This window comes from Streptomyces abyssomicinicus (genome assembly GCF_008974245.1).
GTDB classification, from domain to species: Bacteria; Actinomycetota; Actinomycetes; order Streptomycetales; family Streptomycetaceae; genus Streptomyces; species Streptomyces abyssomicinicus.
Window position 1 is genome coordinate 401,297 of record NZ_BBZI01000011.1, and the last position, 14,209, is coordinate 415,505.

Here is a 14,209-nt window from a genome sequence, read left to right on the forward strand (position 1 = left end):
CTCTGTGAGCCGTCCGCGCCGCACCGTCCAGCGGCCGATCCACCCTCTCATACCGTGGAAATACGGACGGAGCGGGGTGGGCAGGCGGGGGCGGACCGGGACAGAAGGTGACCGGCAGGGCGGCGGGAGCGGGCGGCGCCGGGTGCGTCCGGGCCGGGCCCCGCACCGGAATTCCGGCGCGACGGCGGGCTCCGGCTCCCGTCACGGCGGGACTACCATCACCCCATGACCCGTGTACTGCTCGCCGAGGACGACTCGTCCATCTCTGAGCCGCTGGCCCGCGCGCTGCGCCGGGAGGGCTACGAGGTCGAGGTGCGCGAGGACGGCCCGTCCGCCCTCGACGCCGGAGTGCGGGGCGGGGTGGACCTGGTCGTGCTCGACCTGGGACTGCCCGGCATGGACGGGCTGGAGGTCGCCCGGCGGCTCCGCGCCGAGGGGCTCAGCGTCCCCATCCTCATCCTGACCGCGCGCGCGGACGAGGTCGACACCGTGGTGGGCCTCGACGCGGGGGCCGACGACTACGTCACCAAGCCGTTCCGGCTCGCCGAGCTGCTCGCCCGGGTGCGGGCCCTGCTGCGGCGCGGCGCCACGGAGCCGCAGCAGCCGCCGGCCATCCACGGCGTGCGGATCGACGTGGAGTCCCACCGCGCCTGGATGGGCGAGGAGGAGCTCCAGCTCACCGCGAAGGAGTTCGACCTGCTGCGCGTCCTGGTCCGGGACGCCGGGCGGGTCGTCACCCGGGACCAGCTGATGCGCGAGGTCTGGGACACCACCTGGTGGTCGTCGACCAAGACCCTCGACATGCACATCTCCTGGCTCCGCAAGAAGCTCGGCGACGACGCGGCCAACCCCCGCTACATCGCCACCGTGCGCGGCGTCGGCTTCCGCTTCGAGAAGAGCTGACACCCTTCACCCATGCGCCGCCGCCTGATCCAGTCCACGCTCGCCGTGGTCCTCGTGGTGATCGCCGTGTTCGGCGTCTCCCTGGTCCTGGTGGAGACCCGCACCATCAGCGCCAGCGCCCAGGAGCGGGTGGAGTCGGAGGCGGTGCGGCTGGCGAGCATCGTCGACGCCCGCGTCCTGGGGGAGGAGCACGTCAGCGCCCGCATCCTGGAGAACCAGGTGGAGGCGGGACGCTACGCGGTGATCACCTTCCCCGGCCGGAAGCCGATCGAGGTCGGTGACCGGCCGGACGGGGACGTCATCCATGCCACCACCCGGGGTGAGGGCGGCGAGACGGTCCGCGTCGAGGAGCCCCGCTCCCGGGTGACCCGCGAGGTCGGGCGCACGCTGCTGATCATCGCGGCCGTGGCGCTGCTCGCGGTGGTCGCCGCGATCGTGCTGGCGGTCCGCCAGGCCAACCGGCTCGCCTCGCCGCTCACCGACCTCGCCGAGACCGCCGAACGCCTCGGCTCCGGCGACCCCAGGCCCCGGCACAAGCGGTACGGCGTTCCCGAGCTGGACCGGGTCGCCGACGTGCTGGACGGCTCCGCCGAACGCATCGGCCGGATGCTCACCGCCGAACGCCGACTGGCCGCCGACGCCTCCCACCAACTGCGCACCCCGCTCACCGCGCTCTCCATGCGGCTGGAGGAGATCACCCTCACCGACGACCTGAAGACCGCGCGGGAGGAGGCCGCCATCGCGCTCACCCAGGTCGAGCGGCTCACCGACGTGGTGCAGCGGCTGCTCACCAACGCGCGCGACCCGCGCACCGGCTCCGCCGTCTCGTTCGACATCGACGAGGTCATCCACCAGCAGATCGCCGAGTGGCGGCCCGCCTACCGCAGCGCCGGCCGGGCCATCGTCTCCTCGGGCAAGCGGCACCTGGAGGCGATGGGCACGCCCGGCGCGGTCGCGCAGGTGCTGGCGGCGCTGATCGAGAACTCGCTGATGCACGGCGGCGGCACGGTGGCGCTGCGCACCCGGGTGGTGGGCAACCAGGCGGTCGTCGAGGTGACGGACGAGGGGCCGGGCATCCCGGCCGACCTCGGGGCGCGGATCTTCGAGCGGACGATCAGCGGGCACAACTCCACGGGCATCGGCCTCGCCGTCGCCCGGGACCTCGCGGAGGCGGACGGGGGCCGGCTGGAGATGCTCCAGGCGCAGCCGCCGGTGTTCGGTCTCTTCCTCAGCCGCCCGTTGCCGGAGCGCCCGCCGCGGAAGCCCTCGGGGCCGACGGTCCGCTGACGCGGCCGGGAGCGGGCGGGATCGCGGGGGTGGCCCTACGGCCGCCCGACCCGCTCGGAGGCGCGCCCCTGCGGGTGGACGCGTGACGGGCGCGGCCGCTCGTCGGGCAGGGCGCGGAAGACCCAGGTCCGGTAGGACCAGAACCGGAACAGCGTGGCCACCGCGACGCCCGCGAACTTGAACACGTTGTTCTGCAGCGGGGTGTCCCAGCCCATCCAGTAGGTGGCGACGAACAGCACGCCGTTCTCGATGACCAGCCCGACGCCGCTGAAGGCCAGGAACAGGGTCATCTCCCGCGTCCGGTGACCGCGGTCACGGTCCCGGTAGGTGAAGTAGCGGAAGCCCACGTAGTTGAAGACGATCGCCAGCGCGGTGGCCGCGACCCCGGCCCGGCCCGGGCGCACCCCCGTGTGGAGCAGCAGGTTGAACGCGGCGAAGTTGACCACCAGCCCCGCCCCGCCGACCGCCCCGAACTTGACCACCTCACGCCACAGGGCGCGCACCCGGCGGCGGAGACCGCCCGGCGCGGCGGTGCGAAGAAGCTCACTGCCCATCGCTGCCCAGCCCCGTTCATGTGATCGACGTCGACTCAGTCATGCTAACCACGCCCGTTCCGCGGTCGCGCGCGCAACGGCACGGGGGTGCGCGATTAGAACCCTGGTGGTACACGCCTGGCCGGTTTCCGCCCTCCGGGACGGAAAGGAAGGGCCCGCTCCCGGCGAAAGAAGGGCCGCTCCCGGCGCCGGATACCCTTGACGGGTGACGTTCCCGGTAGTCGGCATGATCGGCGGCGGCCAGCTCGCTCGTATGACACACGAGGCTGGTATCCCGCTCGGCATCCGTTTCAAGCTCCTCAGTGACACCCCGCAGGACTCCGCGGCCCAGGTCGTGAACGAGGTCGTCATCGGCGACTATCGCGACCTGGAGACCCTCCGCGCCTTCGCCCGCGGCTGCGATGTCATCACCTTCGACCACGAGCACGTGCCCACCGAGCACCTGCGGGCCCTGGAGGCGGACGGCATCGCCGTGCGCCCCGGCCCGGACGCGCTGGTGCACGCCCAGGACAAGGGCGTGATGCGGGCCAGGCTCACCGAGATCGGTGTGGCCTGCCCCCGGCACCGCATCGTCGCCGACCCGGCGGACGTGGCGGCCTTCGCCGCGGAGGGCGACGGCTTCCCCGTCGTCCTCAAGACCGTCCGCGGCGGTTACGACGGCAAGGGCGTCTGGGTGATCAAAAGCGCCGACGACCCCGCGGTCACCGAGCCCTTCAAGGCCGGCGTCGAGGTGCTGGCCGAGGAGAAGGTCGACTTCGTCCGCGAGCTCGCCGCCAATGTCGTGCGTTCCCCGCACGGCCAGGCGGTCGCCTACCCGGTCGTGGAGTCCCGCCAGGTCGCCGGTGTCTGCGACACCGTGATCGCGCCCGCCCCGGACCTCGACGCGGACCTGGCGCTCCAGGCCGAGCGGATGGCGCTCACCATCGCCAAGGAACTCGGCGTGGTCGGCCACCTCGCCGTCGAGCTGTTCCAGACCCGCGACGGCCGCATCCTCGTCAACGAGCTGGCCATGCGCCCGCACAACTCGGGCCACTGGTCCATGGACGGCGCGGTCACCTCCCAGTTCGCCAACCACGTGCGGGCCGTCCTGGACCTCCCGCTTGGCGACCCGCGTCCCCGCCAGCCGTGGACCGTGATGGTCAACGTCCTCGGCGGCGACTACCCGGACATGTACTCGGCGTACCTGCACTGCATGGCCCGGGACCCGCAGCTCAAGATCCACATGTACGGCAAGGACGTGAAGCCCGGCCGCAAGGTGGGTCACGTCAACACCTACGGCGACGACCTGGACGACGTCCTGGAGCGCGCCACGCACGCGGCCCACTACCTGAGGGGAACCATCACCGAATGAGCAGCGAAGCGCCGCTGGTCGGCATCGTCATGGGGTCGGACTCCGACTGGCCCGTGATGGAGGCCGCCGCCCAGGCCCTCGACGAGTTCGAGATCCCCTACGAGGTGGACGTCGTCTCCGCCCACCGGATGCCCCGCGAGATGGTCGCCTACGGCGAGCAGGCCGCCGACCGCGGGCTCAAGGCGATCGTCGCGGGCGCCGGCGGCGCCGCCCACCTGCCGGGCATGCTCGCCTCCGTGACCCCGCTGCCGGTCATCGGCGTGCCGGTGCCGCTGAAGTACCTGGACGGCATGGACTCGCTGCTCTCCATCGTCCAGATGCCGGCCGGCGTGCCGGTCGCCACGGTGTCCGTCGGCGGCGCCCGCAACGCCGGTCTGCTGGCCGCCCGGATCCTCGCCGCGCACGACGCGGCGCTGCTGGAGCGGATGCGCGAGTTCCAGCAGGAGCTCAACGACCAGGCCACCGAGAAGGGCCGCCGGCTGCGCGCCAAGGCCATGGGCAACGGCTCCGGGAACGGCCGGTGAGCGGCCCGGGGGACTCCCTCGGGCCGGCCCGGGAACTGCTGCGGGAGTTCCCGGTCGTCGACGGCCACAACGACCTTCCCTGGGCGCTGCGTGAGCAGGTCGGCTACGACCTCGACGCCCGGGACATCGCGGCCGACCAGAGCGCCGCGCTCCACACCGACCTCGCCCGGCTCCGTGAGGGCTGCGTGGGCGCCCAGTACTGGTCGGTGTACGTGCCGTACCAGCAGCCGTACCCGCTCGCCGCCACGCTCGAGCAGATCGACTGCGTGCGGCAGCTCCTCGACCGCTACCCCGGCGACCTGCGCGCCGCGTACACCGCGGGCGACCTGGAGGCCGCCCGCGCCGAGGGGCGCATCGCCTCGCTGATGGGAGCCGAGGGCGGCCACTCCATCGAGAACTCGCTGGGCGCGCTGCGCATGCTGTACGCGCTGGGCGTGCGGTACATGACCCTCACCCACAACAGCAACGTCGACTGGGCGGACTCCGCCACCGACGAGCCGCTGCACGGCGGGCTCACCGCCTTCGGGCGCGCGGTGGTGCGGGAGATGAACCGCGAGGGCATGCTGGTCGACCTCTCGCACGTGGCCGACACCACCATGCGGGACGCGCTGGACGCCTCCGCGGCACCGGTGATCTTCTCCCACTCCTCCGCCCGGGCGGTCTGCGACCACCCGCGCAACATCCCGGACGACGTGCTGGAGCGGCTGCCCGCCAACGGCGGCGTCGCGATGGCCACCTTCGTGCCCAAGTTCGTCCTCCAGGCCGCGGTGGACTGGACGGTCGAGGCGGACGAGAACCTGCGCGCGCACGGCTACCACCACCTGGACACCACGCCGGAGGCGATGAAGGTCCACCGGGCCTTCGAGGAGGCCCACCCGCGTCCGCGGGCCACGGCCTCGACGGTCGCCGACCACCTCGACCACATGCGGGAGGCGGCGGGCGTCGACCACATCGGCATCGGCGGCGACTACGACGGCACGGCCTTCACCCCGGACGGGCTGCACGACGTCGCCGGCTACCCGAACCTGGTCGCCGAGCTCCTCGACCGCGGCTGGTCCCGCGAGGACCTCGCCAAGGTCACCTGGCACAACGCGGTCCGCGTCCTCGGCGACGCGGAAGCCGTCGCCCGCGACCTGAGGTCCACGACCGCCCCGTCCCACGCGACGATCACGGCGCTCGACGCGTAGTCGCGGCCGAGGCGTGACCGGCTCGCCAGGGGGCCGGTCACCCCGAGGCCGGCCCGGCCGCCCGCAGACGTGTGTGCCCCTCGCGGGGATCCCGCGAGGGGCACACACGAGGGGTCAGGCCGCCGGGCGGCCCATGCCCCGGTAGAGCCAGCCGGCGGCCCGCCACGGCTCCGGGTCCAGCGCGTTGCGCCCGTCCAGCAGCACCCGCCGCGCCGCGACCGTGCCCAGCTTCTCGGGGTCCAGCTCCCGGAACTCGCGCCACTCGGTGAGGTGGAGCACTATCTCCGCGCCCCGCACGGCGTCCTCCGCCGACTCCGCGTAGCCCAGCGTCGGGAAGACCCGCCGGGCGTTCTCCATGCCCTTCGGGTCGTAGACGGTGACCTGACCGCCCTGGAGGTGGATCTGGCCCGCGACGTTCAGCGCGGGCGAGTCACGGACGTCGTCCGAGTCCGGCTTGAACGTCGCGCCGAGCACCGCGACCCGCTTGCCGAGGAACGACCCCCCGCCCAGCGCCTCCCGGGCCAGCTCGACCATCCGGCCGCGCTGGCGCATGTTGATGGAGTCGATCTCCCGCAGGAAGGTCAGCGCCTGGTCCGCGCCCAGCTCGCCGGCGCGCGCCATGAACGCCCGGATGTCCTTCGGCAGGCAGCCGCCGCCGAAGCCGATGCCGGCCCGCAGGAACTTCTTACCGATCCGGTCGTCGTAGCCGATCGCCTCGGCCAGCTTGGCGACGTCACCGCCGGCCGCCTCGCACACCTCCGCCATCGCGTTGATGAACGAGATCTTGGTGGCCAGGAAGGAGTTCGCCGAGGTCTTCACCAGCTCGGCGGTGGGGAAGTCCGTCACCACGAACGGCGTGCCCTCGGAGAGCGGGGTCGCGTACACCTCGCGGAGCAGCTTCTCCGCCTTGCCCCCGCGCACGCCGACCACGATCCGGTCGGGGTGCAGGGTGTCGTCGACCGCGAAGCCCTCGCGCAGGAACTCCGGGTTCCAGGCCAGCTCCACGCCCTCGCCGCCCGGCGCGTGCTCGGCCAGGTAGGCCGCCAGCCGGTCCGCGGTGCCCACCGGCACCGTCGACTTGCCGACGACCAGCGCCGGACCGGTCAGGTGCGGCGCCAGCGAGGCGATCGCGGCGTTCACGTAGCTCATGTCGGCGGCGTACTCGCCGTGCCGCTGCGGGGTGTTCACGCACACGAAGTGCACGTCGCCGAAGGCGCCGGCCTCCGCGAAGTCCATGGTGAAGCGCAGCCGGCCGGAGGAGCCCTCGATTCCGGCGACGTGCCGGCGCAGCAGTTCCTCGAGACCGGGCTCGTACATCGGGACCTCGCCCCGCTGCAGCATCTCGATCTTCTCGGGGACGACGTCCAGGCCCAGCACCTCGAAGCCCAGCTCGGCCATCGCCGCGGCGTGCGTGGCGCCGAGGTACCCGGTGCCGATCACGGTGATCTTGAGGGCCATGGATGCTCCTGAAGGGTGACGTCCTTGCTTTCCACGTGCTGGCTGCGCGCCGACCGAGCATAACCGGGGGGTGGAGGTCCGCCCTTACGGGAAGACCCGCGAAGCGGGAAACCTCTGTCGCCAACCTCACGGTGCCCCGGCGGAGGAGACGTCCTAGGATTCGGCTACTAAACGGTAGTTAACTCATATCGTCCCCTCTTCTTTCTCCCTTGGAGCGTGAGAGACCTTGGCCGGATCGGCTGACTTCGACCTGTACCGCCCGTCCGAGGAGCACGACATGCTCCGCGACACGGTCCGTGCCCTCGCCGAGGCGAAGATCGCCCCGTACGCCGCGGCGGTCGACGAGGAGGCCCGCTTCCCCCGGGAGGCGCAGGACGCGCTGGTCGCCAACGACCTGCACGCCGTGCACGTCCCCGAGGAGTACGGCGGTGCCGGCGCCGACGCGCTCGCCACGGTGATCGTGATCGAGGAGGTGGCCCGCGTCTGCGCCTCCTCCTCGCTGATCCCCGCGGTCAACAAGCTGGGCTCCCTGCCGGTGATCCTCTCCGGCTCCGAGGAGCTGAAGAAGAAGTACATGACCCCGCTGGCCAAGGGCCAGGGCGGCTTCTCCTACTGCCTCTCCGAGCCGGAGGCCGGCTCGGACGCGGCGGGGATGAAGACCCGCGCGGTCCGCGACGGCGACTTCTGGGTGCTGAACGGTGTCAAGCGCTGGATCACCAACGCCGGCGAGTCCGAGTTCTACACGGTGATGGCGGTCACCGACCCCACCAAGCGCTCCAAGGGCATCTCCGCCTTCGTCGTCGAGAAGTCCGACGAGGGCGTCTCCTTCGGCGCCCCGGAGAAGAAGCTCGGCATCAAGGGCTCCCCGACCCGCGAGGTCTACTTCGACAACGTCCGCATCCCCGCCGACCGCATGATCGGCGAGGAGGGCACCGGCTTCGCCACCGCGATGAAGACGCTGGACCACACCCGCATCACCATCGCCGCCCAGGCCCTCGGCATCGCCCAGGGCGCACTGGACTACGCCAAGGGCTACGTCCAGGAGCGCAAGCAGTTCGGCAAGCCGATCGGCGACTTCCAGGGCGTGCAGTTCATGCTCGCGGACATGGCCATGAAGATCGAGGCCGCCCGCCAGCTGACCTACGCGGCCGCCGCGAAGTCCGAGCGGGTTGCCGCCGGAGGTGGGGAAGGGGACCTCACCTTCCAGGGCGCCGCGGCCAAGTGCTTCGCCTCGGACGTCGCCATGGAGGTCACCACCGACGCCGTCCAGCTGCTCGGCGGCTACGGCTACACCCGCGACTACCCGGTCGAGCGCATGATGCGCGACGCCAAGATCACGCAGATCTACGAGGGCACCAACCAGGTCCAGCGCATCGTCATGGCGCGGAACCTGCCGTAGTCCTTCGCGGCGGCCGCCGCGGCCGGCGTGACGCCGCTGCCGCCGCGCAGGAGAACGGGAGAAGGGCGCCCGGGCCGGACGGCCCGGACGCCCTTCGGCGTCCGACGGGGCGACCTCAGTTGCCCTTGACCGTGACCCTCTCGTCGTTGTTCAGCTGCTCCACCAGCTGCTTGACCTTGGCCTTGTCCCACACCAGGTTGCCGCCGCTGCTGCCGGATATCGGCATGTTCATCGACGTGCCCTCACCGCCGGTGACCCCCTTCATCGCCCAGAACATCGACGCGAGGTCGAACAGGCCGGTGTCCTCACTGACGATCAGGGTGTCCAGGCCGGCGCTCAGCGTGGGGTAGAGGCGGAACGGGTTGAGGACCGTGCCCGGGGTGGCGGCCTGGTTGGCGAGGGCGGAGAGGAACTTCTGCTGGTTCTTCGTCCGGTCCAGGTCGCTGCCCGCGAAGGCGTACCGGGTACGGACGAACGCCAGCGCCTGCTCGCCGTTCAGCGTCTGCTTGCCCGCCTCGAAGTCCGCGCCGGACTTCTCGTCCTTGAACGCCTTGGGGATGTCCATCTCCACGCCGCCGACCGCGTCCACGATGTTGGCGAAGCCGGCGAAGCCGATCTCCACGTAGTGGTCGATGTGCAGCCCGGTGTTGTACTCCACGGTGCGCACCAGCAGCTCCGGGCCGTCCTCGGCGTAGGCCGCGTTCAGCTTCACGCGGCGGCCGGTGCCCTCGTAGAACTTGCCGGAGTCCGAGCCCTTGAAGCTGGGTATCTCCACGTCCGAGTCGCGCGGCAGCGAGATCAGCGTCGGGCCGTTGCTCCCGGTGTGCAGGATCATCATCGAGTCCGTGCGCTTGCCGTCGGCGGAACCGGTGTGCAGCCGCTTCTTGTCCTCGTCGGACATGCCCTCACGGCTGTCGGAGCCGACGATCAGGTAGTTGGTGCCGTCGCCCTCCTCCGGCCGCTCGATGACCTTGGAGAGGTCGACCTCCTCGCGCAGCTTGGAGTCGGCCCAGAAATAGGTGCCGACCGTCACCACGAGCAGGGCCGTGACCACGGTGACGGCGGTGCGCTTGACGCGGCGGCCCCAGTCGGGCGTCCGGCGGTAGCCGCCGTCGTACCCGCCGTCGTCGTAGCCGCCGTCGTTGTAACCGCCGCCGCCCTGGCCGCCCTGGGGGGCGCCGTACACCTGGCCGGTGTTGTAACCGCTGTCGTACCCGGGGTCGTAGCCGCCCTCGTACGGCGGCGCGGACGGCTGGCGCGGCACGTTCGCGCCGTACTGGGGAGCCGGGCGGCCCGGGACGGGTCCGGACGGCTCGCGGCGGACCTGGCGCATCGCGCGGGCGGATTCGGGCTCGCCTGCGCTGCCGCGTCCGTACCGGTCGCCGCGGCTGTTCTCGGACCATCCCTGAGGCCAGTCATTCATGACGGACAGTGTGCACGCTGGGACGGCGCCCTCAGAAGGCCTGTGGAAAACCCGGGGCCCGCCTGTTGCGAACCCGACACGTGAATCGGGGCAAATCGGAACCTTGGAGGGTTCCGGCATAAGGTAGAGGGCATGACAGATCAGGCCCTGACCTCCGATTCCGGCATAGTCACCGGGAAGCCCGCGTCGGCTTCCCGCCTCACGCTGAGCCACATCATGACCCACCACGACACCAACCTCCTGGGCACGGTGCACGGTGGCGTGATCATGAAGCTGGTGGACGACGCCGCGGGCGCGGTCGCGGGGCGGCACTCGGAGGGGCCCGCGGTCACCGCGTCCATGGACGAGATGGCCTTCCTCCAGCCGGTCCGGGTCGGGGACGTGGTGCATGTCCGCGCCCAGGTGAACTGGACGGGGCGCACGTCGATGGAGATCGGCGTGAAGGTGCTCACCGAGCGGTGGAACGAGTCGGTGCCGCTGAGCCATGTCGGCTCCGCCTATCTGGTGTTCGCCGCGGTCGACGAGGGCGGGAAGCCGCGGCCGGTGCCGCCGGTGATCCCGGAGACGGGGCAGGAGCGCCGGCGGTACCAGGAGGCGCAGATCCGTCGCAGTCACCGGCTCGCGCGGCGGCGGGCGATCCTCGAGCTCCGCGAGGAGCGCACCGCCGCCGGCCTCGCCGACTGACCCCGCCGCCGGAAAGGGCACGGCACGAGCACCGCGCGGCGGCGCGGCGGTCCACGGCCGCGGCGCGCGGCGGCCGGGACTGGACGGCGTGCGGGACGGGACGGCGTGCGGGACGGCGGGGCGGGCTACTCGCAGAGGACGTCGTCGCCCGTGACGACGCCGTCCTCCCCCTGGTAGGGGTCCTCCGCCTTGACCCGGCGGACGCCCTTGAAGTCCGCCCCGGCGAGCACCCGCAGGGTCGGCCCCAGACCCGGCCGCGCCCGCAGCGCACTGCCCGGCAGCGCCGTCGCGAGCGATTTCGCGGACCGGTCCCACCGCGGGTCGTGCAGCACGACCGTCCGCCGCACCGACCGGTCGGCCGCGTTCACCGGCGTCCCCGTGGTCACGAACCCCGTCGCCGCCAGCCCGTCGTCCACCCGCTTGCCCAGCCCCGGCGTCATCGTGGCGTTCTCCACCTGGACCCGGATCTGCTCCGGCGCCACCGGCACCCGCACCGCCTTGCGCCGCTTGGCGGCGTACGGCGCCAGCGGCCGGTCCTCGCGCAGCGCCGCGAAGATCTTCCGCGCCTTCCGGGCGTTCCACTTCAGCGTCTCGCCGACGACACCCGGCGCCCGGTACCTCATCGTGGCGATCGGTACGGTGGTGAACTCCGAGGACGACGGCGAGAAGTTCCGCATCGCCCGGCCCAGGTCGAACATCTCCGACGTCCCGAAGCCGCGGTCCGCGCGCACCGACCCCAGCACCGTGCCCGCGACGTCCCGCAGCTTCACGGGGTTGAGCAGCACCCCGGAGGAGGTGGCCTGCTCGATCAGCGCCGCCAGGAACCGCTGCTGGCGCTGCATCCGCCCGAAGTCGGAGGCCGCGTCCACGTGCCGGGCGCGGACGTACTGCAGCGACCGCCCGCCGTCGAGCCGGTGCTGTCCCGGCCCGAGGTTCAGCCCGGTGTTCGCGTCCTTCAGGGGCCTGGCGGTGCAGATCCGCACGCCGCCCAGCACGTCGACGGTGCGGATGAAGCTGGTGAAGTCGACCTCCAGGTAGTGGTCGATCTTCACGGCGGTCATCTTCTCGACGGTCCGCACGGTGAGCTGCGGTCCGCCCTCGGCGTACGCCGCGTTCAGCCGCACCGGATGCCCGGGCCGCTTCTTCCCGGTGTCCGGGTCGGTGTACTCCGGCGTCACCGCGTACGAGTCGCGCGGCAGGCTCACCACACTGGCCCGGCCGCGGTCCGCGGAGATGTGGACGATCATCATGGTGTCCGTGCAGTGGCACGGCTCACCGCCGAGGCGGTACTTGCGCCGCTGCTCCGGGGTGATCTTGTCGCGCCCGTCGGTGCCGACCACCAGGACGTTGGTGCCGTGGCCCGCGTGCGGGCGGTTCTTCATGTCGCGGAACGGGTCGACGCGCGCGATGCCGTCGTCGATCCCGGTCAGCACCGAGTGCCCGATGCCGGCCGTGGCGAGGACGGTCACCGAGAGCGCGGTCACCACCCGCCCGCCCCAGCCGCGCCGCCCGGAACGCCGCCGGGGGCCGCCCCCGCGTCCCGCGCCGCCGCCCGACCGCCGCGGAGGTCTGCCCGCGCCGCCGTCACCCCTGCCCGCGCCGCCGTCACCTCTGCCCGCGCCGCCGTCTCCTCTGCCCGCGCCGCCGTCTCCTCTGCCCGCGGCGCCGTCTCCCCTGCCCGCGGCGGAGGTCCCCTGTCCCCGCCGGGGCCCGTACCCACCGGACCGCCCGGCGGCGGACCCGCCGGCGCCCCGGCCGCCACCGCGGGGCCGCCCGGTGCCGGCGTGGGGTGTCCCGTCGCCGCGGAGCCCGGCTTCGGACCGGGACCCCCGCCGGGCCGCCGGCCGCGGCCCGTCGGACCGCCGCACTTCGGTCCGCCGCACTTCGGACCGCCGCTCGTCGGACCGCGATGCATCGGACCGCCGCTCGTCGGACCGCGGCGCGGAGGGACGCCGGCCGGCGGCACGCTCGGCGGCGGAGCGCTCGACCGGGAGCCGTTCGACCGCGGGACGCCCGACCGCGGGACGTTCCACGGCGGGGCGCTGGACGACCGCGCGCTCCACCGCGGGCGGCCGGGCGGCGCCGGACCGCGGGGCGCGGGAGCCGTCCGGGGCCGGGGATCCCGGCACCGCGCCGCGCAGTGGCCGACGGCGTCGGGGGTCCGGTCGTTCGGGCGGTCGGGGCGGTGTGGCGGGCAAGGGGCGTACACCTCCGCGAGGGCCTGGACAGGGCCTGGGGGCCCGCAAACGGGCCATATGCATCCGTTCCGTGAGCACGGTAGGCCGATACGATCTGCTGCCCGGTCCCCGGGCGGGACGGCGCGCGCCCAGGTCCCCCGATCGCGGTAACGTGAGGGCTGATGAACGCCAATTCCGCCGCGCCGCTTCCCGCCGTGTCCGTGATCATGCCGGTCCTCGATGAGGAGCGGCACCTTCGTGAGGCAGTCCGCGCCATCCTCGCCCAGGAGTACGCGGGCGAGATGGAGGTCGTGATCGCCCTCGGCCCGTCCACGGACCGCACGGACGAGATCGCCGCCGAACTCGTCCGCGAGGACCCCCGTGTGCACACGGTCCCCAACCCGACCGGCCGCACCCCCGCGGCGCTGAACGCCGCGATCAAGGCGTCCCGCCACCCGGTCGTGGTCCGTGTCGACGGCCACGGGATGCTCTCCCCGAACTACATCGCCACCGCGGTCCGCCTCCTGGAGGAGACCGGCGCGCAGAACGTCGGCGGCATCATGCACGCCGAGGGCGAGAACGACTGGGAGCACGCGGTCGCCGCGGCCATGACCTCGAAGATCGGCGTGGGCAATGCCGCCTTCCACACCGGCGGCCAGGCCGCCCCGGCCGAGACGGTCTACCTGGGCGTCTTCCGCCGAGAGGCGTTGGAGCAGCAGGGCGGCTACAACGTCGAGTTCATCCGTGCCCAGGACTGGGAGCTCAACTTCCGGATCCGTGAGGCGGGCGGCCTGATCTGGTTCTCGCCCGAGCTGCGGGTCTCCTACCGGCCGCGGCCCAGCGTCAAGGCGCTGGCCAAGCAGTACAAGGACTACGGCCGCTGGCGGCACGTCGTCGCCCGCTACCACCAGGGCTCCATCAACCTGCGTTACCTCGCCCCGCCGACCGCCGTGTGCGCCATCGCCGCCGGGCTGGTCGCGGGCGTGGCCCTCACCCCGTGGGCGCTGGTGATCCCCGGCGGCTACCTGGCGGCGATCGTCGCGGGCTCGGTGCCGGCCGGCAAGGGCCTTCCGCTCAAGGCACGGCTCCAGATCCCGGTCGCCCTGGCCACCATGCACATGTCCTGGGGCTTCGGCTTCCTCACCAGCCCCAGGTCCCTGGCCCGCAAGGTGATCGCCTCCCGCCGCCCGGCGGTGCTGGCCCCGGTGAACGACTGACCCGCCCAGGCACGCACGAGGAGGGGCCCCGGTCGATCCGACCGG

At 72.7% G+C, this 14,209-nt stretch carries 11 protein-coding genes and 1 pseudogene; 8 read left to right on the forward strand and 4 right to left on the reverse strand.

The genetic code is table 11. The annotated features are described in order from the left end of the window. The first annotated feature begins 225 nt into the window (after window positions 1-225). Window positions 226-903 (forward strand): response regulator transcription factor, encoded by a 678-nt coding sequence (locus GBN72_RS27080; protein WP_151774515.1) that lies wholly within the window; start codon window positions 226-228, stop codon window positions 901-903. 12 nt (window positions 904-915) lie between these two features. Beyond that, complete coding sequence (locus tag GBN72_RS27085) at window positions 916-2,190, forward strand: sensor histidine kinase (protein ID WP_151774516.1); 1,275 nt, start codon at window positions 916-918, stop codon at window positions 2,188-2,190. A 35-nt stretch (window positions 2,191-2,225) separates the two neighbouring features. On the opposite strand, the gene GBN72_RS27090 is transcribed toward GBN72_RS27085, so the two are convergent. Next, entirely contained in the window at window positions 2,226-2,744 is a 519-nt protein-coding gene (locus GBN72_RS27090) for a GtrA family protein (RefSeq protein ID WP_151774517.1), read from the reverse strand. 205 nt (window positions 2,745-2,949) lie between these two features. On the opposite strand from GBN72_RS27090, the gene GBN72_RS27095 reads away from it, so the two are divergent. From GBN72_RS27095 to GBN72_RS27105, 3 genes are read left to right on the forward strand one after another with little or no spacing between them, the layout of a single operon-like run. Next, a complete protein-coding gene (locus tag GBN72_RS27095) occupies window positions 2,950-4,095 on the forward strand; it encodes a 5-(carboxyamino)imidazole ribonucleotide synthase (protein ID WP_151774518.1) in 1,146 nt (381 codons plus the stop codon). After that, complete coding sequence (gene purE / locus GBN72_RS27100; RefSeq protein WP_151774519.1) at window positions 4,092-4,619, forward strand: 5-(carboxyamino)imidazole ribonucleotide mutase; 528 nt, start codon at window positions 4,092-4,094, stop codon at window positions 4,617-4,619. The genes GBN72_RS27095 and purE overlap by 4 nt, the downstream gene beginning before the upstream one ends. Continuing rightward, complete coding sequence (locus GBN72_RS27105; RefSeq protein WP_151774520.1) at window positions 4,616-5,806, forward strand: dipeptidase; 1,191 nt, start codon at window positions 4,616-4,618, stop codon at window positions 5,804-5,806. The genes purE and GBN72_RS27105 overlap by 4 nt, the downstream gene beginning before the upstream one ends. 114 nt (window positions 5,807-5,920) lie before the next feature. On the opposite strand, the gene GBN72_RS27110 is transcribed toward GBN72_RS27105, so the two are convergent. Beyond that, on the reverse strand, window positions 5,921-7,264 hold the full coding sequence (locus GBN72_RS27110) for a UDP-glucose dehydrogenase family protein (RefSeq protein ID WP_151774521.1): 1,344 nt from the start codon (window positions 7,262-7,264) through the stop codon (window positions 5,921-5,923). Window positions 7,265-7,490: 226 nt separating this feature from the next. Here GBN72_RS27110 and GBN72_RS27115 point away from each other — a divergent pair, with 226 nt between their 5' ends. After that, the gene (locus tag GBN72_RS27115) at window positions 7,491-8,663 is read left to right on the forward strand and encodes an acyl-CoA dehydrogenase (protein ID WP_151774522.1); all 1,173 of its coding nucleotides are present in this window, start codon (window positions 7,491-7,493) and stop codon (window positions 8,661-8,663) included. A gap of 115 nt (window positions 8,664-8,778) precedes the next feature. On the opposite strand, the gene GBN72_RS27120 is transcribed toward GBN72_RS27115, so the two are convergent. After that, window positions 8,779-10,086: an LCP family protein gene (locus tag GBN72_RS27120; RefSeq protein ID WP_151774523.1), complete on the reverse strand. Its 1,308-nt coding sequence runs from the start codon at window positions 10,084-10,086 to the stop codon at window positions 8,779-8,781. Window positions 10,087-10,218: 132 nt separating this feature from the next. Between GBN72_RS27120 and GBN72_RS27125 the strand changes: the two genes are divergently transcribed. After that, window positions 10,219-10,770, forward strand: coding sequence for an acyl-CoA thioesterase (locus GBN72_RS27125; protein WP_151774524.1), 552 nt, complete (start codon window positions 10,219-10,221; stop codon window positions 10,768-10,770). A gap of 125 nt (window positions 10,771-10,895) precedes the next feature. On the opposite strand, the pseudogene GBN72_RS35595 reads toward GBN72_RS27125, so the two are convergent. Continuing rightward, window positions 10,896-12,341, reverse strand: a pseudogene (locus GBN72_RS35595) (LCP family protein); the annotation flags it as partial. A gap of 788 nt (window positions 12,342-13,129) precedes the next feature. Between GBN72_RS35595 and GBN72_RS27140 the strand changes: the two are divergent. Continuing rightward, window positions 13,130-14,164 carry a glycosyltransferase family 2 protein gene (locus GBN72_RS27140; protein ID WP_151774527.1) on the forward strand — a complete coding sequence of 345 codons (1,035 nt, stop codon included), beginning with the start codon at window positions 13,130-13,132 and terminating at the stop codon, window positions 14,162-14,164. Window positions 14,165-14,209 lie beyond the last annotated feature (45 nt).

Excerpts from the sequence above, each read along its gene's own strand:
- GBN72_RS27080 (WP_151774515.1), top strand. The coding sequence starts at position 226 with ATGACCCGTGTACTGCTCGCCGAGGACGACTCGTCCATCTCTGAGCCG.
- GBN72_RS27085 (WP_151774516.1), top strand. The coding sequence starts at position 916 with ATGCGCCGCCGCCTGATCCAGTCCACGCTCGCCGTGGTCCTCGTGGTG.
- GBN72_RS27090 (WP_151774517.1), bottom strand. The coding sequence starts at position 2,744 with ATGGGCAGTGAGCTTCTTCGCACCGCCGCGCCGGGCGGTCTCCGCCGC.
- purE (WP_151774519.1), top strand. The coding sequence starts at position 4,092 with ATGAGCAGCGAAGCGCCGCTGGTCGGCATCGTCATGGGGTCGGACTCC.
- GBN72_RS27110 (WP_151774521.1), bottom strand. The coding sequence starts at position 7,264 with ATGGCCCTCAAGATCACCGTGATCGGCACCGGGTACCTCGGCGCCACG.
- GBN72_RS27120 (WP_151774523.1), bottom strand. The coding sequence starts at position 10,086 with ATGAATGACTGGCCTCAGGGATGGTCCGAGAACAGCCGCGGCGACCGG.
- GBN72_RS27125 (WP_151774524.1), top strand. The coding sequence starts at position 10,219 with ATGACAGATCAGGCCCTGACCTCCGATTCCGGCATAGTCACCGGGAAG.
- GBN72_RS27140 (WP_151774527.1), top strand. The coding sequence starts at position 13,130 with ATGAACGCCAATTCCGCCGCGCCGCTTCCCGCCGTGTCCGTGATCATG.